The organism is Methylobacterium sp. 275MFSha3.1 (genome assembly GCF_900108435.1).
Taxonomy (GTDB): Bacteria; Pseudomonadota; Alphaproteobacteria; order Rhizobiales; family Beijerinckiaceae; genus Methylobacterium.
The window spans coordinates 224,637-248,571 of record NZ_FNWP01000009.1 but is presented as its reverse complement, the minus strand read 5'-3'; the positions used below and the strand labels follow the sequence as shown (position 1 = coordinate 248,571).

Below are 23,935 nucleotides of genomic sequence, written 5' to 3'. Positions count from 1 at the left end.
GCCGGTCCCGGTTCCTCAGCGGATCGAGGCGATGCCGTCGGCGGTGGTGGCGGTCCCTACGTTCTGGCGCAGGTCGGCCTCGCCCAGGGTCTTAAGCTCGACCCGCAGCAGCACCGTCTGGTTGCGCTCGCGGACGCCCGTCGCGGTCGCGATCGGCGAGTTGATGTAGTTCAGCGAGACGGTGGTGCACTCGTCCTGGTAGCCGCCGCCGAAGCTCGCGCCCGACAGGTAGAAGCGGCCCGGGTTCTGGTAGATCGGCACCGTCCCGATCGGGTTCGCCAGGTAGGAGCTCAGCGCGTCCGTGTAGGTGTTGCGCACGTCGAGGTAGTGGGTCAGGTCGACGAGCAGCGAGCCCGACACGAACCAGTTCGGCGTGATGTTGTAGGTCGCGGTGGCGGTGATGCCCTCGCGGTAGTGGCTGTAGCCCAGCAGCGGCTGCGCCTCGTAGTACGAGTAGAAGGCCGAGACGGTGAGCGGCAGGAACGGCGCGAACCGCGCCGTCGCGCCGGTCTCGAACCGCGCCACGTGGAAGTCGGACTGGTTGAACCGGGCCCGGCTGATGAACGTGATGTTCTGGTTCGGCGAGACCTGGAAACGCCCGACGAAGTCCGAGCGCTGCGTCTCGAGCCCCGAATCGAGGCCGGTGTTGGCGATGTCGCCGCGGCGGAACGAGTTGACGCCCGCGAGCTGGATGGACTCGCCGAACAGGACGTTCGCGTACCAGCCGGACGGGGTCACGACGGAGTACTGGCCGCCGAGATTGGTGCGCACGCCGCCCTCGACCCGGTCGTAGCCCGAGAATTTGTCCCACTCGAACAGCGAGGTGTCGTCGAAGACGAGGCTCTGCGCGTCCTCGTTCGGCAGGCGGCCGATCCGGGTCTCCGACGGGCGCGCGATGATCTGGCCGATCGGCTCCAGGGTGTGGACGCCGAGGGCGCCGAAATTGGCGACGAACGGGTAGCGGTAGTCGAGGCCGATCGCCGGCATGACCCGCCCGGCAAAGCCCTGGTCGACGTGCGCGACCTGCGGGACGAGGTCGTTCTGGTAGCCCGAGAAGCTCGTGCTGTTGAAGAACGCGTCCGTGCGCAGGTACGCGAAGGGCGTGAATTTCTGGCCCAGATCGTCGATGAAGCTGCGGCGCCAGGACAGCTCCGCGGAGGCACGGGTGTTCGTGCCGGCGAGCCCGTCGATGGCGCACAGGCCGCGCTGGAAGACCGTGCAGGTCTGGTAGAGCGGGAAGCTGACGCCGTTGACGCTCGGCGAGAACAGGTAGCTCGAGGTCCGCGGCAGGCCCTGGTACTGCGTGGTCTCGCGGGTCAGGCTGGTGATGTTCGCCTGGAAGCGCACCTCGCCGCCGATCTCCGATGGGCCGTTGATCCGCTTGTCGTAGTCGATCACCGGCGCCACGATCGGCTGCTGCTTCTGCCAGTCGAAGCTCGACAGGCCCTTGAAGTAGTAGCCCCGCGCTTCGAACCACGAGCGGTCGCCCTGGCCGATCAGGAAGGCCGTCGAGGTGGCCTCACGGAAATAGTCCGTGGTGATGTTCTGGTTGCGGATCCGGTAATTGTCGAGGAACCACTTGTCGGTCACGCCGACGAGGTCCCAGCCCGTGCGCCAGCGCGGGTTGATGTAGAATCGGCCCTGCGATTCGACGGAGCCGCGGAAGTCGCGCTCGCCGGCGCCGAGGGGGCTCGGCAGGAACGCCGAGGGGGTCGTCTGCGAGATGCCCGAGAGGCGGATGTTGTAGAAGCCGTTGTCGATCCGCTGGCGGAACTCGCCCTGCGCGAGCAGGCCCTGGCGGCTGAGCAGGGTCGGCGTCAGCGTCAGGTCGTAATTCGGCGCGAGGTTGATGAAGTACGGGAGCGACACGCCGTTGCCGAGCGCGGTCGTCGTGACGAAGCGCGGCGTCAGGAAGCCGGTCTTGCGCTTCACCGTCGGGTCCGGCGCCTCGAAATACGGCAGGTAGGCCACCGGGATGCCGGCGATCTCGAGCGTCGAGTCGTCGAAGTAGACCGTGTGGGTCTCGTTGTCGTGGATGATCTTCTTCGCCTTGATCTGCCACAGCGGCGGCGTCTCAGGGTTGTCCTTGCACGGCTCGCAGGCCGTGTAGCTGCCGGACTCGAAGCTCGTCTGCTCGCCGTTCAGGCGCTCGGCCCGCGGCGCGGAGAAGCGGGTGCGCACCGTCTCGAACTTCCGCTGCACGGTCTGCTGCCCGCGGAAGGCGTCGACGAAGCCGGTCTTGAAGTCGTCGGTGAGCTCCATGCGCGCGCCGGTCACGACGCCGCCGTCGGCCTCGGTGAGGCGGACATTGCCCTCGGCGAAGACCCGGCCGGAATTCCGGTCGTAGCGCACGCGGTCGGCCTGCAGGGTCCGGGGGCCGTAATGCAGCTCGGCGTTGCCCCGGGCCGTCACGGTGCCGCGGTCGTTGTCGTAGATCAGCTCGTCGGCCTCGACGAGCAGCTTGTCGCCGGGCTTCCCGGCCGCGACGGCGGGCAGGCCCTGGGCATGGGCGGACAGGCCCCCGGCCAGCGGCGCGGCGAGCGCCAGCGCGGCCCGGAAACCAGCCTTCCGCAGGATGTCGGCGACCTTACGCAACGCGCGTCCCAACCCCTGTGACGTCTGCCGCCACCAACCTCAACACCCGTCTCCCGTCCCGCGAAGGATCGCGGAAGTCAGCCGTCTTCCTGGTACAGAAGCGTGAGCGTACCGAGAAGACTGCCTACCACGGCCGGGAACCAGGCCGCCACCGGTGCGGCGACGAGTCCGGATGCTCCGAGCCCCTCCATGACCTGTCGGACCACGTAGAGGGCGAAGCCGGCCGCGACGCCACCGAGGACGAGTTTACCGACACCACCAAAGCGGAAGAACCGTAAGGAAACGGTTGCGGCGACGATGACCATGGCCACGAACAGCACCGGCCGCGCCCACAGGACATCGTACTGGAGACGGTAGCGGGTGGCGTCCAAACCGGCCCGCTCGGTCCGCGCGATCGTTGTGGGAAGTTGCCAGAAAGGCACAGATTCCGGGGGGGTGAACCCCTGACGCACCTGTCCGGGGTCGAGGTTCGAGGCGATCAGGTAGGTGTCGAACGACTCAGGCGGTGCGCCCGGTGTGAGAACGCGCACATCGGAGAGCTCCCAGTAGCCGTCGTGGAGCGTCGCGCGGGCCGCGACGAGCTGCTCGGCGAACTTGCCGGCGTCGTCGAAGGTGAAGACCGACACCCCCGCCAGGGTGGTCGTGCCCTCGATGGCGGTCTCGGCGCGCAGGATCGCCTCGCCGTCGAGGCCCTTCTGGCGGATCCAGAGGTCCTTGCCCGAACTCGCCTTGGTGGATTTGGCGAAGATCTTCGCCTCGATCTCGGTGGAGCGCTGCTTCAGCATCGCGGAGACCGGGTTGTAGACGCCGACCGCCAGCGCGCCGAGGGCGAGGGCCACGAAGAAGCCGGGCTGCAGGAACTGCCAGGCCGAGATCCCGGCCGCGCGAGCGACCACCAGTTCCAGCTTGCGCGAGAGCTGGAGCAGGGCCGCCATGGAGCCGAACAGGACCGCGAACGGCAGGACGCCCTCCGCCACCGCGGGGGTGCGGTAGAGCGAGAGCTGCGCCATCAGGCCGGCGGACGCGCCCTGGGCCTCGCCGGCGCGGCGGAGCAGCTCGACGAAGTCGAGCGTGTAGACCAGCGCGAACACGGTGATGAAGACGCCGAGCACCGTGCGGAGGAACCGGGCGGCGAAGTACCGCCCGAGAGTGGGACCGATCAGCATCATCGGATCTAGGCCGCCGGCGCGAGGCGCGGGCCGCGGAACCGGCCGCGGACGGCGCGGGCCAGGGCGGCGTTGAAGGCGCGCACCCGGGGCCCGTAGAAGATGAGGAGGCTCGACAGGAGGATCGCCAGCAGCGGCACGCCGTAGACCGCCAAGACCGCGGCGGGGCTGCGCGCGGCGGCGCTGACCGCCGCGAAGCCGCCGATGCGCAGCGCCACGACGGCGACGATCGCGCCGGCGATCGCGACGCCGCGCCCCTGCCGGGTCGTGCGGGGATCGCCCAGAGCCGCGAAGGCGATGAAGACCAGGGCCAGCGGGTAGAGGCAGGCGGAGAGCCGGTCGTGCAGCTCGGCCCGGAACCGGCCCTTCTGCAGCTTGTAGTAGCCCTCCGTCGTGTCGGGGAACAGGAGCTGCGCCGTCGAGCGCTCGCGCGGCTTGTAGATCGTGTCGGAATCCGGGGGCGCGAAGGCCGCGAGGTCGATCGTGTAGCGCTCGAAGGTCAGGATCGAGGAATCGCGGGAGTCCTTCTGCTGCTGGTGGACGCTGCCGTTCTCCAGGATCAGGTAGCTCTGGCCGTCGACGTCGACCGCGTTGCCGCGCTCGGCGAGGTAGACCTTGGTCTTCCCGGCCTCGCGCCGGTCCTGGATGAACAGCCCCTTGAGGGTACCGCCCGGCCCGCGCTCGCGGAAGTGGAAGGTGATGCCGTTGTCGAGCTGGGTGAACTGCCCTTCCTTGACGACGTTCGCGATGAAGTCGCCGCGCACCCGGGTGATCACGTCGCGCAGCTCTTGGAAGCTCGCGGGCATGACCACCACGACCAGGAATCCCACCAGGAAGCTGACGAACAGCGCCAGGGTGAGGAAGGGCCGCAGCAGCGAGCGCGGCGGCATCCCGGCCGCCGACATGACGATCAGCTCGGAATCGCCGTTCAGCTTGTTGAGCGCGTAGATCGTGCCGATGAACAGCGCCACGGGGGCTATGACGACGACGAGGGTCGGCAGCGACAGGCCGGTGACGAAGAGGAAGACCAGCAGCGTCTGGCCCTTGGCGGTCACGAGATCGAGCTCGCGCAGGGCCTGGGTCAGCCAGATGGTGCCCGTCAGCCCGATCAGGCAGGCGAGGGTGGCGCCCAGGGCGATCCGAAAGATGTAGCGCTCGATCTGCCTCATCGGCCCGGCAGTCCCGCTCGTCCTCTCGCGCCCTCGAGGCGGCAGGGACCCGACAAAAGGGGCGATTCCAGGGCTGTCACGCCGCGTTGCGTTCTCCGTCTCAGCGGCTACACAGGGCGGATCGCCCGCGCCTCGGCGCGCGGGTGCGTAGTACGGCTCCGGAATAACGGGCAGGGCGACGGGTATGGCGGACGGTATCGAGGTCGGTTTCGGTCCCCTGGAGCAGAGCGGCCAGGGCCCCGGCGGATCCGGCGATCTCGTGGTCTTCGTCGGCGACGACCTGTCGCTCGGGTCGGCCGCCCGCGAGGCGCTGGGCGCCTCCGGGGCGGATCTCGTGGCGCGCGCCGCGGCCTCCGAGAAGTTCAAGGGCCGCTCGCTCAGCGCCCTGTCCCTGCCGGCCCCGGCGGGCGTCGGCGCCGACCGCCTCGTGGTCGTGGGCCTGGGCTCGGAGAAGGACCGGGCCAAGACCGACTGGCCGGCGCTCGGCGGCTTCACCGCCGGCAAGGTGGCGGGACGGACCGCCCGGGTCGTGCTCGACTGGCCGGGCGCGACGGTCACGGCGGCGCAGGCCGGCGAGTTCGCTCTCGGCGCGCGCCTGCGGACCTACGCGTTCGACCGCTACAAGACCAAGAAGAAGCCCGACGCCGACGACAAGACCGTCACCGCGCTGACCCTGCTGCTCGCCGATCACGGCGCGGCCGCCCGCGAGGGCGAGGGCGCCAAGAGCCTGTCCGACGGCGTGGTCCTGGCCCGCGACCTCGTGAACGAGCCGCCGAACGTGCTCTTCCCGGCTGAGTTCGCCCGCCGCGCCTCGGAACTCGCCAAGCTCGGCGTCGAGATCGAGGTGCTGGAGCCGGCCCGGATGCGGGAACTCGGCATGGGCGCGCTGCTCGCGGTGGCGCAGGGCTCGGCCCGCGAGCCGCGGATCGTGATCATGCGCTGGAACGGCGGCCCCGCGGCCGAGGCGCCCGTGGCCCTCATCGGCAAGGGCGTCGTGTTCGATTCCGGCGGCGTCTCGATCAAGCCGGGCGGCGGCATGGAGGACATGAAGGGCGACATGGGCGGCGCCGCCGCCGTCGTCGGCGCGCTCCACGCGCTCGCCGCCCGCAAGGCGCGCTGCAACGTGGTCGGCGCCATCGGCATCGTGGAGAACATGCCGGACGGCGGCTCGTACCGCCCGTCCGACATCCTGACCTCCATGTCGGGCCAGACCATCGAGGTGATCAACACCGACGCCGAGGGCCGGCTGGTGCTGGCCGACGTGATCACCCACGTCATCCGCAGCACCAAGCCCAAGGCGATCGTCGACCTCGCGACGCTGACCGGCGCGATCATCGTGGCGCTGGGCCAGGACATCGCCGGCATGTTCTCGAACGACGACACGCTGGCGGGCAACATCCACGCCGCCGGCGAGGCGACCGGCGAGAAGGTGTGGCGGATGCCGCTGATCCCCGCCTACGACAAGGCGATCGATTCCAAGTTCGCCGACATGAAGAACACCGGCGGCCGCCACGGCGGCGCCGCCACCGCGGCCTCGTTCATCAAGCGCTACGTCGAGGACGTGCCGTGGGCGCATCTCGACATCGCCGGCGTCGCGATGTCGTCGAACGCCAGCGAGATCAACCGCAGCTGGGGCGCGGGCTGGGGCGTGCGCCTCCTCGACCGGCTGATCCGCGACCATTACGAGGCCCGCTGAGGCGGCCGCGGCGGTCCCGACCCCGCGCGCCTCTCCGGCTGATCCCAGCATGGCCGCACACGCCAACAACGCGCTCGACAGGGTCGGTCCGGGCGCCGGGACGTCCGGAGGCCGCGCTGGCGGCCTTCTGGCAGCGGCGGGGCCGATCCTCGCCATGCTGGCCGCCCTGGCTCTCGTCGCGGCGACCGGCCTGAGCCAGCGCGACGCCGTGCCGGAGGCCCTCGAGCCCTGGATCTTCGGCTACTTCATCGGCCGCTACCCGCTCTTCGCCTTCGCGCTGGTCTACGGGCTCGGCCACCTCGCGCGGGTGGTGACGGGCCCGGGCCCGGGCTCCGCGCCGCGCCGGATCGTGTTCGGACTGGCGGGCGCGGCCGCGCTCCTCGCCGCCGGGCTCTACCCGACCTTCGGCGGCCTCGTCCTGCGCGGCGCCTTCGCCACCGGGGGCATGGCCTTCCTCACCCACCAGCCCCTGTGGTTGGCCTACGGGCTCGGCGCCGCCGTGGGCGCGCTGACGTTCGGCGGCGTCCTCGGCCTGTTCGCGATCGCGGCCAACCGGCCCCTGCGGCCGCGGCTGCGCCGGGTCGGCTACGGCGCGCTCGCCTTCCTGACCCTGTGGCTCGGCGCGATCCTGATCGGCCTCGCCGGCGACCTGGGCGTCGGCCCCTGGCCGCGGCGTGCGATGCGGCCGGAGGAGGCCGCGCTCGCCGCCGGCCTGCTGATCGCGGCGGCCCTGCCCCACACCGTGCTGGCGACATTGCGCCGGCATCGTCCAGCCCTCTGACCCCCCTGCCTTGCGGGCCGGCCTCCGTTCCCGCAGAGTCCGCGCGACAGGCGTTGCGGGACTCGGCCCCCGAGAGTCGGGCCCGCGGGAGGCATCGCGATGCATGAGGCGAACGTGATGGAGCACGGCGCTCGAGCCGCCACGGCCGGAGCGATGCCGGGCCACGGGGCCTCCGACCGGCCCTGGCTGCCCTTCTATCCGCCCGGAGTCCCGGCGGAGATCGACGTCGCGGGCCTCGGGACCTTGGTCGACCTGTTCGAGACCAGCGTGACCGCCTTCGCAAGCCGGCCGGCGATGCTGTGCTTCGGCTCGACCATGACCTACGCGACCCTCGGCCAGCAGGCGCGCGACCTCGCGGCCTGGCTGCGCGGACAGGGTCTGGCGAAGGGCGACCGCGTGGCGATCATGCTGCCGAACGTCCCCGCCTACGCCGTGGCGATCTTCGGCGTCCTCCTGGCGGGGGGAACGGTGGTCAACACCAACCCGCTCTACACGCCCCGGGAATGCGTGCAGCAGATCAACGATTCCGGCGCGCGGATCCTGATCGTCCTGGAGAATTTCGGCGCCACCATCGCGGCGGCGCTGCCGGACGTGGCCCTGGAGCGGGTCGTCCTCGTGGGGCCGGGCGACGGGCTGGGGCTGAAGGGGCGGGTGATCAACCTCGCGAGCCGGCACGTCCGCAAGGCGGTGCCGCCGTTCCGCCTGCCGGAAGGGCTGGCGATCCCGTTCGCCACCGTGCTCCGCCAGGGCCGGACGATGCCGCGCGCGTCCGCCGCGGTCGACCCGGAGGACCTCGCCTTCCTGCAATACACCGGGGGCACCACCGGCATAGCCAAGGCGGCGATGCTGAGCCACCGCAACATCATGGCGAACGTCGAGCAGTCGCAGCTCTGGTTCAACTCGAAGGATCCGAGCGTCGCGCGCTGCGTGGTCACGGCGCTGCCGCTCTACCACATCTTCGCGCTCACCGCGTGCTTCTTCCAGTTCATGCGCAGCGGCGGCTCCTGCCTGCTGATCCCCAATCCGCGCGACTGCGACGGCATGGTCAAGACCCTGAGCCGCACGCGCTTTACCCACCTGATGGGCGTGAACACGCTGTTCAACGTCCTGATCAACCATCCGAAGATCGGCACGGTGGATTTCGCCCACCTCGACTTCGTGGTCGGCGGCGGCACGGCCGTCCAGCGGGCGGTGGCCGAGCGCTGGAAGGCCCTGACCGGCAACACGATCATCGAGGGCTACGGCCTGTCGGAGACCTCGCCGGTCGTGTGCGTCAACCCGCGGGGCATGCGCGACTTCTCCGGCACGATCGGCTACCCGCTGCCCTCCACGGAGGTCTCGATCCGCGCCGTCTCCGGCGAGCCCCTCCCGGCCGGGCAGCCGGGCGAGATCTGCGTGCGCGGCCCGCAGGTGATGCGCGGTTACTGGAATCGGCCGGAGGAGACCGCGCGGGCGATGACCGCGGACGGGTTCTTCCGGACGGGCGACGTCGCGATCCTGCAGGCGGACGGCCAGGTCCGGATCGTCGACCGGATGAAGGACATGATCCTCGTCTCCGGCTTCAACGTCTATCCGAACGAGGTCGAGGACGTGCTGGCGGCCCACCCGGCCGTGCTCGAATGCGCGGTGGTCGGCGCGCCGAGCGAGGAGACCGGCGAGATGGTGGTGGCCCACGTGGTCCTGAAGGACCCGTCGGTCTCCACCGATATCCTGCGGGCGCATGCCCGCACACAGCTCACCGGCTACAAGGTTCCCCGCCGCGTGGTGCTCCACGAGACCCTGCCGAAGACCAACGTCGGCAAGGTGCTGCGGCGGATGCTGCGCGACGAGACGCCGCCGGCCTGAGCGTCGTCCGCGCGGCGGAAGACGGCCTGCGTCCCGGTGCCGCTCACGGGCGGCGTAACTCCTGCGCGCCGTTCGCCGAAAGGTGAGGCTGCGGCGCTTGCGCCCCTGTCGGCCGCGGCCGATCTGTGGGTTGTGCAGGCAGGAGATCCGAGGAGACGGCCATGTTGATCAAGCGCAGGCGCGGTTGGGAGATTCCGGAGCATCTGGCGACGCCGGAGGCCGTCTTCCTCAATCGGCGGGCCCTGATCGGCGGCGCGGCCGGGCTCGCGGCCGGCTCGCTCCTGGGTGGGCGCGCGGCCCTCGCGGCGGCGGGCGACCAGCCGCTCTACCCGGCGCCGCAGAACCCCGCCTACACGCTCGACCGCCCCCTGACCCCGGAGCGCTTCAGCGCCGACTACAACAATTTCTACGAGTTCGGCACGTCGAAGACGGTGCTGCCGGCGGCCAACGCCCTCAAGACGCAGCCCTGGACCCTGAAGATCGACGGGCTCGTCGAGAAGCCGTTCGAGATCGGCGTCGACGACCTGATCCGGAAGGTCGGCCTAGAGGAGCGTCTCTACCGTCACCGCTGCGTCGAGGCGTGGTCGATGGCGGTGCCCTGGACCGGATTCCCGCTGGCGAAGCTCGTGGCGCTGGCCAAGCCCGCCTCCGGCGCGAAGTACATCCGCTTCGAGACGTTCATGGACAAGGCGATGGCGCCCGGCCAGCGGGCGTTCTTCTATCCCTGGCCCTACACGGAGGGCCTGACCCTGGCTGAGGCCGGGAACGACCTCGCCTTCATGGTCACGGGGATCTACGGCAAGCCGCTGCCCAACCAGTTCGGGGCGCCGATCCGCGTCGCGGTGCCGTGGAAGTACGGGTTCAAGTCGGCCAAGTCACTGGTGAAGATCTCGTTCACGGCCGACCGGCCGAAGACCTTCTGGGAGGGTCTGCAGGCCTCGGAGTACGGCTTCTGGGCGAACGTGAACCCGGCCGTGCCGCACCCGCGCTGGAGCCAGGCGACCGAGCGCGTCCTCGGCACCGATCAGCGCGTGCCGACGCTGATCTACAACGGCTACGGCGAGCAGGTCGCCGGCCTCTACAAGGGCCTCGAGGGCGAGCGCCTGTTCGTGTGAGCACGGGCCTGCCGGAGCCGCGCTGATCTGGCGCGGCTTCCGCAGCGACGACGCGGCTCCTACGCTGCCCGGCCCACGAGGTCGACGGTCCGCGGCCTAGCGCGGGCAGGCATGGGCCCGCTCGAAGGCCTGCAGATCCGCCACCGTCGCCTGCTCCTGGCGCGAGAGCGGCACGCGATCCATGGCGTCGTACCGGCAATCGGCGTTGCCGAAGGTCCGGACCGCGCGCGGCGTGGTGAAGCAGTAGCCGGCCTGCTTGTAGATCAGGTTGCGTTGGTACCAAGCTTCCGCGCAGTCATCCGCCATCGCGCCGGTGGAGCCCGCGACGAGGATCAGAGCGTAGAGAGCAGCGCGCATCGAATCGTCTCCGTGAGGAGCCGGATCCAACCATCGGATGCTCAGTAGGTCCAGCGCTGCGCCTTCGAGACGAGGAAGTCGCGGAACGCCTGCACCCGGGCGACCGAGCGCATCTCCTCGGCGTAGACGAGGTAGCTCTCCAGGCTCGGCATCTCGGTCTCGCGAAGCACCTGCACGAGCTGCTGGCCGCCATCCACCGCGTAATCGGGCAAGATGCCGATGCCGGCGCCGGCCTCCATGGCGCGCTGCAGGGCGCCGATATTGTTCACTGTCAGGTGGACCTGGCGCCGCTCGCGGCCCTCGCGGCCCGCATCGGCGAGCCAGTGGGCGGCCAGCAGGTACGAGGGCTCGTTGCCGCCGAAGGAGACGAGGCGGTGGTCGTCGAGCTCCTCGATGGTCTTGGGCTCGCCGAACCGCTTCACGTAATCCGGGCTGGCGAAGGCGTGGTAGTGCACGGTGAACAGCCGCCGCTGGATCAGGTCCGGCTGCGCCGGGCGGCGCATGCGGATCGCCACGTCGGCCTCGCGCATGGCCAGATCGAGCTCCTCGTTGGTGAGGATCAGCTCGATGCGCACGTCCGGGTAGAGGTCCAGAAACTCGCCGACCCGCTGCGACAGCCAGGACGTGCCGAGGCCCACCGTGGTGGTGACCTTGAGGTCGCCGGTCGGCCGCTCGGAGGTCTCGACGAGGCGGGCCCGGGTATTCTCCAGGCGCAGCTTCATGTCCCGCGCGGCGCGGAACAGCAGGTCGCCCTGCTCGGTCAGAAGGAGGCCGCGGGCATGGCGGTGGAAGAGCGGCGCCTTGAGCTCGCGCTCCAGGGCGCTGATCTGGCGGCTGACCGCCGATTGGCTGAGCCCGATATCGTCACCCGCCTTGGTGAAGCTCCCCGCCTCCGCGACGTTGAGGAAGATCCGGATCTTGTCCCAGTCCAAGGCGAGAACCCCTACCAGCGCGCGCCCGCGGGTCGCGCCCGGGGTGGAGAAGGGGCGCGAAGCGGCGGGCAGATCACCGGGCGAACTGCGCGGTGCCGCGTGCGGATGGCCGCTCCCGACACCGCGCGGGCATGCAATCGGTGCATCCCGGCGCAGTCAGCACTCCTATGCACACGGTGCATGGTCCTGCGCAAGCATAAGCAGCGCGAACTTGTTGAAATGCGGGGCCCGACGGCTTCGCGCGGGAGGTGCGGAGGCCCGTCCGGCCGTCATTCCGCCGCGGCGGCCTGGACCGGGCTCTCACCGATCTCGAGATTGGCCAGGAACTTCTCCGCCTCCAGAGCCGCCATGCAGCCCATGCCGGCGGCGGTGATCGCTTGGCGGTAGACGTCGTCCGTGACGTCGCCGGCGGCGAACACGCCCGGGATCTCGGTCTCGGTCGTGCCGGGCTTCACGGTGAGATAGCCGCCGTGGCGCATGGGCAGCTGACCCTCGAAGATGGCGGTCGCCGGCTGATGGCCGATCGCCACGAAGACGCCGTCGGCCTTCACCTCGCTGATCTCGCCCGAGCGCGGATCCTTGAGACGGACGTGCGTCACGTTCGGTGCCGGCTTCTGCACGCCGCAGATCTCGGAAATCTCGCGGTGCCACAGCACCTCGACGTTCGGGTGCTTGAACAGGCGCTCCTGAAGGATCCGCTCGGCGCGGAAGCTGTCGCGGCGGTGGACCACCGTCACCTTGCTGGCGATGTTGGCGAGGTACAGGGCCTCCTCGACCGCGGTGTTGCCGCCGCCGACCACCACGACGTCCTTGCCGCGGAAGAAGAACCCGTCGCAGGTCGCGCAGGCCGAGACGCCGCCGCCCTGGAACGCCGCCTCGGACGGGATGCCGAGCCACTTGGCCTGCGCCCCGGTGGCGATGACCAGGGCGTCGCACGAGTAGGTCTCGCCGGAATCGGCCTCGAGGCGGAACGGCCGCTGCTCGAGATCGACCTTCGTGATGTATTCCGAGACGATCCGGGTACCGACGTGCTCGGCCTGGAGGCGCATCTGCTCCATCAGCCAGGGGCCCGGGATGGCCTCGGCGAAGCCCGGGTAGTTCTCGACATCCGTGGTGATCATGAGCTGGCCGCCCGGCTGGAAGCCGGAGATCAGCAACGGCTCGACCATGGCGCGGGCGGCGTAGATCGCCGCCGTGTAGCCGGCGGGTCCCGAGCCGATGATGACGAGCTTGGCGTGGGTGTGGGCCATCTGTCTCGGTCTCCTCAGGCCGGTCCGGCCGCGCGGCGCGCGGCATAGGCGTCGGCGAGCGCCCGGGCGATCACCGGAGTCGCGTCGATCGGCTTGTACGTCAGATCTGCCAACTGACCGGTGAACGGTCGCAGCGCCCCGGCGATGGCCAGCCCGGCGAACATGCGCCGATGCCGGATATAGGTACGCGGCAGGTCGAACAGCAGGACCGGCGCGCCGGTGGACACCGCCTCGCTCACCATGTTGGCCGAGTCGGAGGTCACGACGATCGCCTCGGCGAGCGCCAGCATGGCCACGTAGGGGTTGTCGCCGCTCCCGTCCCAGAGGAACCCACCAGTCTCGGCGGCGAGCACCTTCACGGCATCGCGGAGCGGGTTCGGCGTCCGGCGGGAGATCGTCACCATCAGCCGGCAGCCCTGCGCGGCCAGCCCGCGCAGATCCTCCACGAGGCGGTTCATGTCGGTCTTGCGGTAGCTCAGGTGACGGCTGTCGCCGCCGACCAGCACCGCCACCCGCGGGCCGTCGAGGCGCGCGAGCCGCGGATCCGGCCGGGCCCGGGCCGCGGCCAGGCGCGCCGCGGTGACGAGGTGCGGCGCCGTGAGCGTGGTGAAGACGTTGGGACCGCGCAGATCGTCGTAATCCGGCACCCAGATGAAGTCGGCGCTTTCGGCGCCGGTCCGCGGATCCTTCAGGAAGGCCGTGAAGGTCCGGCCGCCGGTCGCGCGCCGCACGGTCCGCAGGTACGGGACCGACCGGCGGCCGGAGGCGATCAGGATGTCGGGGTAGGGGCCCGACAGGGCTCCGGCGCGGCGGCGCGGGCCCTCGCGCGGGTCGATCGGCCCCCAGGGCGCCATCCAGCCGAATGGTCCTGAGGCCGGCACCTTCCGGATCTCGAAGTCGAGACCCAGGGTCTCGGCGATGCCGACGCACTGGTTCTCGTCGCCGGCCTTGCCGTCCGTGACGATCCAGGCGCGGGCGCGGGCGAGCTCGGGCAGGCGCTCGCGCCGTGGGTCCGAATTGCTGACCGGCGCGCTCTGCGCCTCCGACACGTCGATGCTTGCCATGCTCCTCACCGGATACGCCCCACGCTGCCGACCGGGGCCGGCGGCCGCCTTCTAATCCCGCGGCAGGTCGCGGGCGAGCCACTGGGCGTAGATGTCGGCGATGGCGGCGAGCCGGCGCTGCTCGAATTGCGGATCGTACCACGCGCCGCCGTAGCTCGACGGCGTCGCGGTCATCTGCGGGTAGCGCCCGAGCACCTGCCCCTTGGGCCCGACGAGCAGCGCCTCGCCCTCCATGTAGTCGGTCTCGAAGTTGCCGCCCAGGCCGCGCAGGGAACCGCTGCCGACATAGGGCCGCAGCGACAGGCTCGTCACGACCACGACGAGGCGCGGCCCGCGGCCGCCGATCCGACCGGCGAAGTTCTTCCGCAGGGCGTCGGTCAGGTCGCCGGCCAGCGCCTCGGCCTGCAGCCCCGCGCCCTTGTTCAGGAGCGGCCGCACGTCGACCCGGACGTCGGAGAAGACCGGAGTCGGCGGAAAGTCGCTCGCCGCCGCGGACCCCGCGACGGCACCGAGGAGCAGGCCGGCGAGCCGGCCCCACGTACGCGGGCGCATCGGCTCAGCCGCCGTACTGGACGGCGACGACCTCGTAGGACTTGCCGCCCCCGGGCGTGGTGACCTCGACCGTGTCGCCGACGCCCTTGCCGATCAGCGCGCGGGCGATCGGCGAGGTGATCGAGACCCGGCCCGAGCGCACGTCGGCCTCCGGCTCTCCCACGATCTGGTAGGTCTTCTCCTCCTCCGTGTCCTCGTCGACGAGCTTCACGGTGGCGCCGAACTTGATCCTGTCGCCCGAGAGCTTCGTGACGTCGATCACTTCGGCCCGCGCGATCATGCTCTCCAGTTCGAGGACGCGGCCCTCGTTGTGGGACTGCGCCTCCTTGGCGGCGTGGTACTCGGCGTTCTCCGACAGGTCGCCGAGCGCGCGGGCCTCCGCGATCGCCTGGATGATGCGCTGGCGCTCCACCTGCTGGCGGTGCTTCAGCTCCTCTTCGAGGGCTGCCAGCCCGCGCACCGTGATCGGAACCTTGTCTATCGCCATCGTCTCGCGCCACAATGAAGAGGCCCGGCCGAGAGTGCAGCACTCTCCCCGGGCCATGAAATGAAGTCAGCGGAACCCTGAGGTTCAGGCCGCGAAGTATTCCTGCAACGCGCGGACCTTGAGATCGCCTTCTAGATAGGCCTTGATCCCCTCGGCCGCGGCCATCGCGCCGGCTAGAGTGGTGTAATACGGCACCTTATGCAAGAGGGCCGCGCGCCGGAGCGAGCGCGAGTCCGAGAGGGCGCCGGCCCCCTCGGTGGTGTTCAGGACGAGGTGGATCCCGCCGTTCTTGATCGCGTCGACCACGTGCGGCCGGCCCTCGAGAACCTTGTTGATCCGCTCGGCCGGAACGCCGTTCTCCGCGAGGTAGCGCTGCGTGCCGCCGGTCGCCAGGATGGTGAAGCCGAGATCGGACAGGAGCTTCATGGTCGGCAGGATGCGGGCCTTGTCGGCATCCCGCACCGAGACGAAGACGGCGCCCGCCTTCGGTACCTGGGTGCCCGAGCCGAGCTGGCTCTTGGCGAAGGCCACGCCGAAGCTGGCGTCGAGCCCGATCACCTCGCCGGTGGAGCGCATCTCCGGTCCGAGCAGCACGTCGACGCCGGGGAAGCGGGCGAAGGGGAAGACCGCTTCCTTCACGGCGATGTGCGGCAGGGTCTTGGGCTTCAGGCCGAAGGTCGCGAGCGGCTCGCCCGCCATGATCCGGGCCGCGATCTTGGCGATCGGCTCGCCGATGACCTTGGCGACGAACGGCACCGTGCGCGAGGCGCGGGGGTTCACCTCCAGCACGTAGATCGTGCCGTCCTTGATGGCGTACTGCACGTTCATCAGGCCGACGACGTTGAGCGCCAGCGCCATGGCCTTGGTCTGCCGCTCCAGCTCGTCCATGATCTCGGCCGAGAGCGAGCGCGGCGGCAGCGAGCAGGCCGAATCGCCGGAATGGATGCCGGCCTCCTCGATGTGCTCCATGATGCCGGCGATGAACACGTCCTTGCCGTCGCAGACTGCGTCGACGTCGACTTCGACCGCGTCCGAGAGGTAGCGGTCGAACAGGAGCGGGTTCTTGCCCAGCACCGTGTTGATCTGGCCGGTCTTGTCGTTCGGGTAGCGGGCCTTCACCTCGGAGGGGATCAGGCTCGGCAGCGTGTCGAGCAGGTAGTCGGCGAACTGCGTCTCGTCGCGGATGATCGCCATGGCGCGGCCGCCGAGCACGTAGCTCGGGCGGACCACGAAGGGCAGGCCGAGCGTCTCGGCCACCAGCCGGCTCTGCTCCACCGAGTAGGCGATGCCGTTCTTCGGCTGCTTCATCGCGAGCTTGTCGAGGAGCCGCTTGAACTGGTCCCGGTCCTCGGCGAGGTCGATCGCGTCGGGCGAGGTGCCGAGGATCGGCACGCCGGCGGCCTCGAGGGCGCGGGCGAGCTTCAGCGGGGTCTGGCCGCCGAACTGCACGATCACGCCGTGCAGGGTGCCGGCCTGCCGCTCGGTCTCGATGATCTCCAGCACGTCCTCGGCGGTCAGCGGCTCGAAGTAGAGCCGGTCCGAGGTGTCGTAGTCGGTCGAGACCGTCTCCGGGTTGCAGTTGACCATGATGGTCTCGTAGCCGGCGTCCGACAGCGCGAAGCAGGCGTGGCAGCAGCAATAGTCGAACTCGATGCCCTGGCCGATCCGGTTCGGGCCGCCGCCGAGGATCACGACCTTCTTGCGATCCGAGGGCTCCGCCTCGTCCACGACCGCGCCCGCGAACGGCGCCACGTAGGTCGAGTACATGTAGGCGGTGGGCGACTTGAACTCGGCCGCGCAGGTGTCGATCCGCTTGTAGACCGGGCGCACCGCCAGCGCGCGCCGGGCCGCGCTGACGGCGGCCTCGTCGGTTTTGGCCAGCACCGCGAGGCGGGCGTCCGAGAAACCGGCGGCCTTGAGCTGGCGGAAGGCGCCGGCCGTCTTCGGCAGGCCGTGGGCCTTCACGCGGTTCTCGAGGTCGATGATCGCCTGGAGCTGCTCGAGGAACCACGGGTCGATCTTGCAGGAGGCGTAGACCTGCTCGTGGCTCACGCCGAGCCGCAGGGCCTGCGCGACCTTGAGCAGCCGGTCCGGGGTCGGGGTGCCGATCGCCGCCTTGATGGCGTTGTGGTCGTCGCCCTTGCCGAGCCCCTCGATCTCGATGTCGTCGAGGCCGGTCAGGCCGGTCTCGAGCGAGCGCAGGGCCTTCTGAAGCGATTCGGCGAAGCAGCGGCCGATCGCCATGGCCTCGCCTACCGACTTCATGGCGGTGGTCAGCGTCGGCTCGGCGCCCGGGAACTTCTCGAAGGCGAAGCGCGGAATCTTGGTGACGACGTAGTCGATCGTCGGCTCGAACGAGGCCGGGGTCGCGCCGCCGGTGATGTCGTTGGCGATCTCGTCGAGCGTGTAGCCGACCGCGAGCTTGGCCGCGACCTTGGCGATCGGGAAGCCGGTGGCCTTGGAGGCGAGCGCCGAGGAGCGCGAGACGCGCGGGTTCATCTCGATCACGATCATGCGCCCGTTCTCGGGGTTGATCGCGAACTGCACGTTGGAGCCGCCGGTCTCGACGCCGATCTCGCGGAGCACCGCCAGGGACGCGTCGCGCATCACCTGGTATTCCTTGTCGGTGAGCGTCAGCGCCGGGGCGACGGTGATCGAATCGCCCGTGTGCACGCCCATCGGGTCGATGTTCTCGATGGAGCAGACGATGATGCAGTTGTCGTTCCGGTCCCGGACGACCTCCATCTCGTACTCCTTCCAGCCGAGCACGCTCTCCTCGATGAGCACCTCGTTGGTCGGCGACGCGTCGATGCCGCGCTCGACGATGTCGAGGAACTCCTCGCGGTTGTACGCGATGCCGCCGCCGGTGCCGCCCATGGTGAAGGACGGCCGGATGATCGCCGGCAGGCCGACCTCGGCCAGCGCGATCAGCGCCTGCCCGATCGCGTGCTCACCGTAGCGCTTGCGCCGCTCGGTCTCACCCGCGGCCCAGCTCTTCTCGTAGGCCGCCAGCGCGGTCTGGCGCGCCGCCGGATCGCTGTTCGCCGCCTCGATCCTGGCGATCTCGGCCAGGTAGGCCTGACGGTCCGCCTTCTTGGCGGCAGACGCGTTGGCGAGCGCCGATTTCGGGGTGTCGAGCCCGATCTTGGTCATGGCGTCGCGGAACAGGCTCCGGTCCTCGGCCTTGTCGATGGCCTCGGCGGTGGCGCCGATCATCTGCACGCCGTACTTCGCGAGCACGCCCATCTTCTGCAGCGACAGGGCGCAGTTGAGCGCCGTCTGGCCGCCCATCGTGGGCAGGATCGCGTCGGGGCGCTCCTTCTCGATGATCTTGGCGACGATCTCCGGGGTGATCGGCTCGACGTAGGTCGCGTCCGCCATGTCCGGGTCGGTCATGATGGTCGCGGGGTTCGAGTTCACCAGGACGATGCGGTAGCCCTCCTCGCGGAGCGCCTTGCAGGCCTGGGTGCCGGAATAATCGAACTCGCAGGCCTGTCCGATGATGATCGGACCCGCACCGATGATCAGGATCGAGGAGATGTCGGTGCGTTTGGGCATCGTGGGCCTTCTCAGGCCAAGCGCGCCCGATCGGGCACGGCTCGAGTGAGCCCTGCTCCCGGACGCGCGTGGCGGGAATGTCGTTGAGCCCCGCGTTTACACGGGCGACGGGCGCATTGGAAGGCCGGGACAACCGCGCAGTCTGGCCGCGCGCCCGGCGCATGGATGCGGCATCGATCCTTCGATTTGGAGAATTTATAAATTCTCACAAGAATTCATCGATTTCTTGCAGGAAATTGACGCCGGACCTTAAGCTCCGATGGATCGGCCAGCGCGCCGATCGACATCATCATCGTTCGAGACTGAAAATGCTCAGGCTAGCGACACTCTTCGCGATACTTCTGATCGGCCCGATGACGGGCGCGAACGCTTCGGAGGTCGCCATCAAGACCTTGAATAGCGGTCCGGGCGGGATGATGGTCTTCGACCCAGCCTTCGTGAAAATCCAGCCCGGCGACACGGTGCGGTTCGTGCCGGCCGACAAGGGTCACAATGCCGAGCTGATCAAGGGGATGGCGCCCGAGGGCGCGGGGCCGTTCAAGACGGTGGTCGGCAAGGAGGAGGCCGTGACCTTCGACAAGCCCGGCCTCTACGGCATCAAGTGCTCGCCGCACTACATCATGGGGATGGTCGGCCTCGTCCAGGTCGGCGACAAGCCCGAGAACCTGGAGGCGGCCCGGGCGGTGCCGCAGAACAAGCTGGCCGCCAAGCGGTTCGAGCCGCTGTTCGAGAAGGTCCAGTAGGCGCCGGGGCGGCTCTGGCCGCCCCGATCCGTCTCAGAAGCCGGCGTGGAGCGCGGCGACCGCCCGGTCGATCGAGAGGTAGAACACCCCGAAGGCCACCAATGCGGCGGCCGCGAATTCCACGGCGACGTTCGAGAGCGTCTGCGCGCGGCGCAGGGCCTCGCGGCCGAAATAGACCGAGACCCAGGCGAGGGCGAGGACCGCCGGCATGGCGAAGAGGTAGGACACCGTGCTCTCGACGCGGTCGAAGCCGCCGGTCGGATCGATCAGCGCCCGGATGTTGCGCACCCAGGGGGCGTAGACGGCGGCGTAGAGGGCGGTCAGCCAGGACAGGCCCGCGGCGACGCCGAGATGGAAGGTGAAGCTGCGGTGCAGGCGGGAGAAATCGTCGCGCGCCTCGTCGATGGTCATCCGGCAATCCCCTGCGACGGGCCGCCGTCGCCGGGCGCGGATGCGCCGCCGTTCAGGGGCCGTCGTGGGCTCCCTTAAGCCGTCCGATCTAGCGGATTTTATGGCCCCGCCGCGGCCCGATTGGGATCGGGACGCAGGACTGAAAGGCCGCGCGCCGCGGCTCTGCCGCGCTCGCGAGGACGACGCGTCAGGCGCGCTCGGGCTCACCCGAGCGCATCAGCGTCACGAAGCGCTCGAAGAGGTAGTGGCTGTCGCGCGGGCCGGGGGAGGCCTCCGGGTGGTGCTGCACCGAGAAGGCCGGGCGGTCGGTGAGGGTCAGGCCGCAATTCGAGCCGTCGAACAGCGACACGTGGGTCTCCACGGCCGTCTCCGGCAGGCTGTCCGGGTCCACCGCGAAGCCGTGGTTCATCGACACGATCTCGACCTTGCCGGTGGTCTTGTCCTTCACCGGGTGGTTCGCACCGTGGTGGCCCTGGCCCATCTTCACGGTCCGGCCGCCGAGGGCGAGACCCATCAGCTGGTGGCCGAGACAGATGCCGAAGGTCGGCACCTTCTCGTCGAGAAGCTTGCGAATCACCGGGACCGCGTAGGCGCCGGTGGCGGCCGGGTCGCCGGGGCCGTTCGACAGGAACACGCCGTCCGGCTTCAGCGCCAGGATCTCGTCCGCTGTGGTGGTCGCCGGCACCACGGTGACGTCGCAGCCGGCCTGGGCCAGCAGCCGCAGGATGTTGCGCTTCACGCCGTAATCGATGGCCACGACCTTCAGGCCCTCGCCGGAGGCGCGCTTGCCGTAGCCGTTGCCGAGCGCCCATACGGTCTCGGACCATTCCGACGGCGCGCGGCTGGTCACCGGCGGCACGAGGTCGAGCCCCTCCATCGGCGCGAGGGCCGCGGCGCGGGCCTTCAGGGCCTCGCGGTCGAACTTGCCCTCGGGATCGTTGGCGATCACCGCGTTCGGCATGCCCTGGTCGCGGATGCGGGCGGTGAGCGCCCGGGTGTCGACGCCCGTGATGCCGACGATGCCGCGGGCCCGGAGCCAGCCGTCGAGATGCGACGAGGACCGCCAGTTCGACGGATTCGTCACCGCCGAGGCGATGACGGTACCGCGGACGCCCGAGGCCGGCGCCGCCTCGAGGCTCTCCAGATCCTCGTCGTTGGTGCCGACATTGCCGATATGCGGGAAGGTGAAGGTGACGATCTGACCGGCGTAGGACGGGTCCGTCAGGATCTCCTGGTAACCGGTCATCGCGGTGTTGAAGCAGACCTCACCGTCGGCCACGCCGGTCTGGCCGATGCCGAATCCCTCCAGGATGGTGCCGTCGGCCAGGACCAGCAGGGCCGTCGCGACGGGCTCGGCCCAAGGCTCGGGAGCCTGAGGCTCGGGGGCATGCGCGGCGGCGTCTTGCAGCATGGGCTGAGTCTCGCTTATGTCCGGCCGAAGGCGGGCGCCGGGTTGCGGCGCTCTCGGCTTGCGGCATGATCGTGTGCGGCGCTCTTAGCGAGCGGCCCGCGATGGGGTCAATGTGGCTCCGCTGCCGGCAGGGCTCAACACCCGCAAATCGCAGGCCAGCCCCCCGCTTCGACCGTTGGAAGGTTCATCGAGATGCTGCGCGCGCGCTTCACCACCGAGATGAAGGAGGCCATGAAGGCCGGCGACAAGGAGCGGCTGGCGACCGTCCGGATGATTCAGGCCGCCCTGAAAGACCGGGACATCGAGGCCCGCGGCAACGGCAAGGAGCCGATCTCCGACGAGGAGATCCTGTCGCTGCTCCAGAAGATGATCAAGCAGCGCACCGAATCGGCCGCGGTCTACGAGCAGGGCGGCCGGCCGGAACTCGCCGCCAACGAGCGCGCCGAGATCGCCATCGTCGAGACGTTCCTGCCGAAGCAGATGGACGAGACCGAGACGAAGGCCGCAGTCGAGGCGGCGATCCTCGAGACCGGCGCGGCCGGCCCGAAGGACATGGGCAAGGTGATCGCCGCCCTGAAGGGCACCTTCGCGGGCCGCATGGATTTCGGCAAGGCGAGCGGCCTGGTGAAGGCCGCGCTGGCGGCGAAGGGCTGAACCTCTCCCCGCAATCCTCCACCGGATTCCGGGCGTGTGAGGGACTCGGTCACGCCTCTCGCGCTATAGGAGCGGGTTCACGCAACCCGTCCCAGGCCCCGTGCGCTATCCGCCCCACATCCTGGAAGAGATCCGTTCCCGGCTGCCGGCCTCGTCGGTGGTCGGCCGCCGCGTGCAGTTGAAGAAGGCCGGCCGCGAGTGGCGCGGCCTGTCGCCGTTCAACGCCGAGAAGACGCCGTCCTTCTACGTGAACGACCAGAAGCAGTTCTACCACTGCTTCTCGTCCTCCAAGCACGGGGACATCTTCACCTTCCTGATGGAGACGGAGGGCCTCAGCTTCCCCGAGGCGGTCGAGCGGCTGGCGGGCGAGGCCGGCGTCAGCCTGCCGGCGCCCACCGAGGACAACCGGGCCAGCGAGCAGAAGCGGGCCGGGGCGATCGAGGTCATGGAGATGGCTGCGCGCTGGTTCGAGGAGCGCCTGCGGTCGGGCCAGGGCAGCGAGGCCCGCGCCTATCTCGAGCGGCGCGGGTTGCGGGACGAGACGCAGCGGGCCTTCCGCCTCGGCTACGCGCCGGGCGAGCGCTACGCCCTACGCGACCACCTCGCCGGGCAGGGGGTCGAGAAGGCGCTGATGGTCGAACTCGGCCTGCTCGCGGCGGGGGAGGGGGGCTCCGTCCCCTACGACTATTTCCGCGACCGGGTGATGTTCCCGATCACCGACACCCGCGGCCGGGTCGTGGCCTTCGGCGGCCGGGCGCTCGCCAAGGAGGTGCGCGCCAAGTACCTCAACTCGCCGGAGACGCCGCTCTTCCACAAGGGCCGGACGCTCTACAACCTGCACGGCGCCCGCAAGGCCGCGCATGATCGCGGCTCGATCATCGCGGTGGAGGGCTACGTCGACGTCATCGCCATGACGCTCGCGGGCCATCCCGAGACGGTGGCGCCGCTGGGCACCGCTCTCACCGAGGACCAGCTCGGGCTGCTCTGGCGCCACGCCGACGAGCCGATCCTGTGCTTCGACGGCGACAAGGCCGGCCAGCGGGCGGCCTTCCGGGCCCTCGACATCGCGCTGCCGCTCCTCGAGCCCGGCCGCTCGCTGCGGATCGCGCTGCTGCCGGGCGGCCAGGATCCGGACGACCTGCTGCGCTCGGGTGGCCCGACGGCCATCGACCAGGTGCTCGCGGCCGCGCTTCCCCTCTCGGAGCTGCTGTGGCGGCGCGCCCTCGAGGCGGGACCGGTCGACACGCCGGAGCGCCGCGCGGGCCTGACCCAGACTCTGCGCACCACCGTCGCGACGATCCGCGACGAGACCGTGCGGCGCTACTATCGCGACGATGTCGAGGAGCGCCTGCGCGGCCTGTCGCCCCGCGCCAACCGCGCCGCCGGCGCGGCCCCGCGCGGGCGCCAGCGCTTCACCCGGCCCGGCGAGCCGGTCTCGCCGCGCATCACCGGGAGCCCGAGTCCCTCGGTGACGGCCTCGGCGGGCTTCACGGGCGCCGCCCCGGTGCGCGAGGCGGTGATCGTCGGCACCCTGCTGGCCCATCCCGAGATGATGGCGGAGTTCGGCGAGGAGGCGGCCGAGCTCGACTTCGCCGATCCCGACGCCCGGGCGCTGCTGTCGGTCCTGCTGGCCTGCGCGGCCGAGGACGAGGACACGGCGCCCGAGGTGTTGCAGAACCGCATCAATCGCGCTGGACTCACAGGGGCGGCCGACCGAATCCTCGCCCTGGCCCGCTCGCGGGACCGCACGACCCTGGCCCCGCACGCCGATCCTGCCCACCGCGCAGACGCGCTCCGACAGGCGATGATCTTGCACCGGCAGGCAGGAGCGCTACATAGCGAACTTCGCGAAGCACGGCAGGCGTTTGAGGACGATCCGACCGATGCCGGGTGGGCATGGCTCTGCGAAGTGAAGGCGAGGCTGGAAACCGTCATCGCCGCCGAGGCGGAGGCCGATGCACCGGTGTCGAGCGACTCGACGGCCGTGTGATGCCTGTGTCATGGCGGTGGCGGGGTGACGTGTCCCGCCATAGTTAACAATCGGTCAAGCCTCGGGCTTGCATACGGAAACCGACGACTCACGGCGACCGGAGCGATCCGGCGCCGATCTCATACAGCGGCGCCGACGGCGTGGACCGGCCTCATCGGG

The 23,935-nt window shown here is 70.1% G+C and carries 19 protein-coding genes; 7 read left to right on the top strand and 12 right to left on the bottom strand.

Annotation, left to right across the window (positions count from 1 at the left end; genetic code table 11):
* Positions 1-15: 15 nt before the first annotated feature.
* From BLW78_RS13305 to lptF, 3 genes are all read right to left on the bottom strand, one after another.
* On the bottom strand, positions 16-2,595 hold the full coding sequence (locus BLW78_RS13305; RefSeq protein ID WP_091680147.1) for an LPS-assembly protein LptD: 2,580 nt from the start codon (positions 2,593-2,595) through the stop codon (positions 16-18).
* A 77-nt stretch (positions 2,596-2,672) separates the two neighbouring features.
* On the bottom strand, positions 2,673-3,761 hold the full coding sequence (lptG, locus tag BLW78_RS13300; RefSeq protein ID WP_091680187.1) for an LPS export ABC transporter permease LptG: 1,089 nt from the start codon (positions 3,759-3,761) through the stop codon (positions 2,673-2,675).
* 8 nt (positions 3,762-3,769) lie between these two features.
* Positions 3,770-4,930 (bottom strand): LPS export ABC transporter permease LptF, encoded by a 1,161-nt coding sequence (lptF, locus tag BLW78_RS13295; RefSeq protein WP_020093547.1) that lies wholly within the window; start codon positions 4,928-4,930, stop codon positions 3,770-3,772.
* 184 nt (positions 4,931-5,114) lie between these two features.
* Between lptF and BLW78_RS13290 the strand changes: the two genes are divergently transcribed.
* The 4 genes from BLW78_RS13290 to msrP all read left to right on the top strand — a co-directional run bounded on the left by BLW78_RS13290 (position 5,115) and on the right by msrP (position 10,367).
* Positions 5,115-6,626, top strand: a complete 1,512-nt coding sequence (locus BLW78_RS13290) for a leucyl aminopeptidase (RefSeq protein WP_091680146.1) — start codon at positions 5,115-5,117, stop codon at positions 6,624-6,626.
* Positions 6,627-6,675: 49 nt separating this feature from the next.
* Positions 6,676-7,407 (top strand): hypothetical protein, encoded by a 732-nt coding sequence (locus BLW78_RS13285; RefSeq protein ID WP_091680144.1) that lies wholly within the window; start codon positions 6,676-6,678, stop codon positions 7,405-7,407.
* Between the two features lie 153 nt (positions 7,408-7,560).
* Positions 7,561-9,252: an AMP-binding protein gene (locus BLW78_RS13280; protein WP_026604991.1), complete on the top strand. Its 1,692-nt coding sequence runs from the start codon at positions 7,561-7,563 to the stop codon at positions 9,250-9,252.
* 161 nt (positions 9,253-9,413) lie between these two features.
* Positions 9,414-10,367 carry a protein-methionine-sulfoxide reductase catalytic subunit MsrP gene (gene msrP, locus BLW78_RS13275; protein ID WP_091680143.1) on the top strand — a complete coding sequence of 318 codons (954 nt, stop codon included), beginning with the start codon at positions 9,414-9,416 and terminating at the stop codon, positions 10,365-10,367.
* A 96-nt stretch (positions 10,368-10,463) separates the two neighbouring features.
* Here msrP and BLW78_RS13270 read toward each other — a convergent pair whose 3' ends face one another.
* From BLW78_RS13270 to carB, 7 genes are all read right to left on the bottom strand, one after another.
* The gene (locus BLW78_RS13270) at positions 10,464-10,724 is read right to left on the bottom strand and encodes a YARHG domain-containing protein (RefSeq protein WP_091680141.1); all 261 of its coding nucleotides are present in this window, start codon (positions 10,722-10,724) and stop codon (positions 10,464-10,466) included.
* 41 nt (positions 10,725-10,765) lie between these two features.
* Positions 10,766-11,656, bottom strand: a complete 891-nt coding sequence (locus BLW78_RS13265) for a LysR family transcriptional regulator (RefSeq protein ID WP_012317569.1) — start codon at positions 11,654-11,656, stop codon at positions 10,766-10,768.
* A gap of 269 nt (positions 11,657-11,925) precedes the next feature.
* A complete protein-coding gene (trxB, locus tag BLW78_RS13260; RefSeq protein ID WP_091680140.1) occupies positions 11,926-12,906 on the bottom strand; it encodes a thioredoxin-disulfide reductase in 981 nt (326 codons plus the stop codon).
* A 14-nt stretch (positions 12,907-12,920) separates the two neighbouring features.
* A complete protein-coding gene (locus BLW78_RS13255) occupies positions 12,921-13,970 on the bottom strand; it encodes a mitochondrial fission ELM1 family protein (RefSeq protein WP_091680138.1) in 1,050 nt (349 codons plus the stop codon).
* A 51-nt stretch (positions 13,971-14,021) separates the two neighbouring features.
* The gene (locus BLW78_RS13250; protein ID WP_020093539.1) at positions 14,022-14,522 is read right to left on the bottom strand and encodes a hypothetical protein; all 501 of its coding nucleotides are present in this window, start codon (positions 14,520-14,522) and stop codon (positions 14,022-14,024) included.
* A 4-nt stretch (positions 14,523-14,526) separates the two neighbouring features.
* A complete protein-coding gene (gene greA, locus BLW78_RS13245; protein ID WP_170855149.1) occupies positions 14,527-15,003 on the bottom strand; it encodes a transcription elongation factor GreA in 477 nt (158 codons plus the stop codon).
* Between the two features lie 90 nt (positions 15,004-15,093).
* Entirely contained in the window at positions 15,094-18,567 is a 3,474-nt protein-coding gene (gene carB, locus BLW78_RS13240; protein WP_091680137.1) for a carbamoyl-phosphate synthase large subunit, read from the bottom strand.
* A gap of 353 nt (positions 18,568-18,920) precedes the next feature.
* Here carB and BLW78_RS13235 point away from each other — a divergent pair, with 353 nt between their 5' ends.
* The gene (locus tag BLW78_RS13235; protein WP_091680135.1) at positions 18,921-19,310 is read left to right on the top strand and encodes a pseudoazurin; all 390 of its coding nucleotides are present in this window, start codon (positions 18,921-18,923) and stop codon (positions 19,308-19,310) included.
* Between the two features lie 33 nt (positions 19,311-19,343).
* On the opposite strand, the gene BLW78_RS13230 is transcribed toward BLW78_RS13235, so the two are convergent.
* Both BLW78_RS13230 and carA read right to left on the bottom strand, forming a co-directional pair.
* A complete protein-coding gene (locus BLW78_RS13230; protein WP_020093535.1) occupies positions 19,344-19,721 on the bottom strand; it encodes a hypothetical protein in 378 nt (125 codons plus the stop codon).
* A gap of 187 nt (positions 19,722-19,908) precedes the next feature.
* On the bottom strand, positions 19,909-21,132 hold the full coding sequence (gene carA, locus BLW78_RS13225; protein WP_091680133.1) for a glutamine-hydrolyzing carbamoyl-phosphate synthase small subunit: 1,224 nt from the start codon (positions 21,130-21,132) through the stop codon (positions 19,909-19,911).
* A gap of 192 nt (positions 21,133-21,324) precedes the next feature.
* Here carA and BLW78_RS13220 point away from each other — a divergent pair, with 192 nt between their 5' ends.
* A complete protein-coding gene (locus BLW78_RS13220) occupies positions 21,325-21,786 on the top strand; it encodes a GatB/YqeY domain-containing protein (protein ID WP_020093533.1) in 462 nt (153 codons plus the stop codon).
* A gap of 100 nt (positions 21,787-21,886) precedes the next feature.
* Positions 21,887-23,776 (top strand): DNA primase, encoded by a 1,890-nt coding sequence (gene dnaG, locus BLW78_RS13215; RefSeq protein WP_091680131.1) that lies wholly within the window; start codon positions 21,887-21,889, stop codon positions 23,774-23,776.
* The last annotated feature ends 159 nt before the right edge of the window (positions 23,777-23,935 follow it).